The 2,790-nt window shown below is 63.1% G+C and carries 2 protein-coding genes; both read left to right on the forward strand.

Annotated features, from left to right (window positions below):
• The first annotated feature begins 286 nt into the window (after window positions 1-286).
• The gene (locus tag QZY06_RS01970; protein WP_295679493.1) at window positions 287-1,459 is read left to right on the forward strand and encodes a Fic family protein; all 1,173 of its coding nucleotides are present in this window, start codon (window positions 287-289) and stop codon (window positions 1,457-1,459) included.
• A gap of 47 nt (window positions 1,460-1,506) precedes the next feature.
• Window positions 1,507-2,646: an epoxide hydrolase family protein gene (locus QZY06_RS01975; protein ID WP_295679495.1), complete on the forward strand. Its 1,140-nt coding sequence runs from the start codon at window positions 1,507-1,509 to the stop codon at window positions 2,644-2,646.
• The last annotated feature ends 144 nt before the right edge of the window (window positions 2,647-2,790 follow it).

The following is a 2,790-nucleotide window of genomic DNA, read 5'->3' on the forward strand; positions in this document are numbered from 1 at the left end:
CACTTCTGCTCGATGTGCGGCCCGCATTTCTGCTCGATGAAGATCACCCAGGACGTGCGCGACTACGCCGCCCAGCAGAAGCTCGATGCCGCAGACGCCCTGGCACACGGCATGGCCGACAAGGCCGCCGAGTTCAAGGCGGCGGGAGCGGAGGTTTATCGGCGGGAGTGAGGCAAGCTGGCGACGAATCTGCCGAAGTTTTAAAAGTTGACGCCGCTTTTAAAGATTGATCCGTAATTCTTAAAAAGCTACGCTCGCTTTCAAGATTTCTTTCGAGGGCCGGCGGGTGCAAGCCAGCGATTTTCAGACGTCGATTGCCGGACGCATCGTCACCGCACCGCAGGGCTACATCGCCTTCGTGCCAGCACCGCTGCCGCCGGCTATCACCTACACCCCGGCTTTGGTGCGGGCGATTTCCGAAGCCGATGCCGCACTCAGCGAACTGTCCGGTACCGGCCGCCTGCTGCCGAATCCGCATGTGCTGATCGCGCCTTATGTCCGGCGCGAGGCGGTGCTGTCCTCGCGGATCGAAGGTACACAAGCCAGCCTCACCGACTTGCTCGAAGATGAAGCCGGCCTGACGCCCCCTAATACGCCACATTCGCCGCCGGACGATGTTCGCGAAGTCCGCAACTACATCGCAGCCCTCGAGCACGGCATGAGCCAGCTCGGGCATTTGCCGCTGTCGCTGCGCCTGGTGCGAGAAGTCCACGCCAAGCTGCTCGATGGCGTTCGCGGCAACACGGCAACCCCCGGTGAGTTTCGCCGCAGCCAGAACTGGATAGGCCCGCCAGGCAGCACCCCAACCACGGCGCCCTATGTGCCACCGCCGGTGCTAGAAATGACCACAGCACTCGGAGAATGGGAGAAATTCCTGCATTGGCGTGGCGAGATGCCAGACCTCGTCCAATGCGCGCTGATCCACGAGCACTTCGAAGCCATTCACCCGTTTCTCGACGGCAACGGCCGTGTTGGCAGGCTGCTGATCACCCTGTTCCTGATCGATCGGGGCCGCCTCGGCCAGCCGCTGCTATACCTGTCCGAATTCATCGAACGCCATCGTCGCGAGTATTACGAATCCTTGAGCCGCATCCGCACGCATGGCGACTGGCAGGGCTGGCTGATGTACTTCCTGAACGGCGTTCGCTGGAGCGCCGCCCGTGCCAGCCGGCAAGCCAAACAACTGCTGGATTTACGCGAACAACTGCGCGTCGCACTCGAAACCTTGCCCAAAGCCCTGCCGCTGGTCGATGTGCTATTCACCAACCCTTACGTCAATCCGCCGCGCCTGCAGAAGCTGCTCGGCATCAGCGATCCGACAGCCCGCGTGATGATTGCCAAACTCGAAATGCTCGGCGTGCTGCGTGAAGTCACCGGACGCGCCTGGGGCAAGCTGTGGTTGGCGGAAACGGTGCTGAATGCCATCGAAACTCCCGGCGAAGAACCTCTCGACAATTGACTCACGAGCACGCTGCTCGTTGCACCATTCACCCCTGAGCCTCCTTTGTGAACACGACTATCCAGCCCTTCCACCTGTCCATCCCCGAATCCCAACTGGTCGATCTGCGCCGCCGTCTGGAGCTGACCCGCTGGCCTGATCCGGAGACGGTCGGCGACTGGTCCCAGGGCGTGCCGCTGGCGCAAGCGAAGGCGCTGGTCGAGCATTGGCTGACGAAGTACGACTGGCGGCGCTGCGAAGCGATGCTGAACGGGCTCGGCCAGTTCAGCACCGAGATCGATGGCGTGGCGATCCACTTCCTGCATGTGCGTTCGAAACACGAGAACGCGATGCCGATGATCATGAGCCACGGCTGGCCGGGTTCGGTGATCGAGTTCCACAAGGTGATCGGCCCGCTGACCGATCCGACCGCCCACGGCGGCAAGGCCGAAGATGCTTTCCATCTGGTCATTCCGTCGCTGCCCGGCTACGGCTTTTCCGGCAAGCCGCCGAAAGCGGGCTGGGGCGTGCAGAAGATCGCCAGCGTCTGGGCCGAGCTGATGAGCCGGCTTGGTTACGGCCGTTATGTCGCGCAGGGCGGTGACTGGGGCTCGCTGGTGACGACCAATCTCGGCGCATTGCGGCCCGCAGGGCTGGCGGCGATCCACGTCAATCTGCCGGTGGTGTTGCCGGCCGATCTCGGCCATAAATTCAGCGCCGAGGAAGCGGCGATGCTCGGCGCGCTGCAGCACTACGATCGCTGGGATTCCGGCTATTCGAAGCAGCAGTCGACGCGGCCGCAGACCGTCGGCTACGGCCTGGCCGATTCGCCTTCCGGCCAGGCGATGTGGATCTACGAGAAGTTCTGGAAGTGGATGGATTGCGGCGGCGATCCGCTCAGCGTGCTGGCCGCCGACGAAATCCTCGACAACGTCATGCTGTACTGGCTGAGCAACAGCGCCGCGTCGTCCGCTCGCCTGTACTGGGAGAGCTATCACGATGGTTTCATCGCCGTGCAGCTCGCGCTGCCGGTGGGCTGCAGCATCTTCGCCAAGGAGATCTACCGCGCGCCGCGCAGCTGGGCCGAGCGCTGCATGTCGAACCTGATCTACTGGAACGAGGTTCCGAAGGGCGGCCACTTCGCGGCCTTCGAGCAGCCGGGGCTGTTCGTCGACGAACTGCGCAACTGCTTCCGGCTGGTGCGTTAGCGGAGCATTTCGGCGCGGCCTGATTGCAGGCCGCGATGTATGGGAAAATCGCGCCCGTCCCGGCCTTCCATTGCTCCGGGCTGCGAGTTTCGCCACAAGCATGAGTACTCCCCAGCGCCTGTACCGCGTCACCTTCCTGAATCA

The organism is uncultured Nevskia sp., from assembly GCF_903885465.1.
Taxonomy (GTDB): Bacteria; Pseudomonadota; Gammaproteobacteria; order Nevskiales; family Nevskiaceae; genus Nevskia.